Origin of the sequence: Methylophaga sp. SB9B, from assembly GCF_004832235.1 — a bacterium.
Taxonomy (GTDB): domain Bacteria; phylum Pseudomonadota; class Gammaproteobacteria; order Nitrosococcales; family Methylophagaceae; genus Methylophaga; species Methylophaga muralis.
Window position 1 is genome coordinate 1 of the sequence record NZ_SSXS01000093.1, and the last position, 253, is coordinate 253.

Annotated in this window: 1 protein-coding gene; it reads left to right on the forward strand. The window is 42.7% G+C overall.

The window, feature by feature from the left end:
• The first annotated feature begins 3 nt into the window (after nucleotides 1-3).
• Nucleotides 4-162, forward strand: coding sequence for a diguanylate cyclase domain-containing protein (locus tag E8Q33_RS15290; RefSeq protein WP_247870150.1), 159 nt, complete (start codon nucleotides 4-6; stop codon nucleotides 160-162).
• The last annotated feature ends 91 nt before the right edge of the window (nucleotides 163-253 follow it).

Genomic DNA, 253 nt, shown 5'->3' on the forward strand with positions numbered 1-253 from the left:
GAAGTGGATGGCAAAATTCTGCATATAGGTGTCAGTATCGGCATCGCTTTATATCCATTGCATGGCGATAATGCCATGCAATTGGTTCGCTACGCTGACGAGGCAATGTACGAAGCTAAAAAATTGCTGATCGGATACAGGTTTTTGCCAGCCCTCCATTAGGGGTAGGCTCAAATAAACACAAAGAAACTATGCCAGATGATCTTTCAGTAAAAACGGCTGACGATCAGCAGTGAAGATTTCAATCCAATAA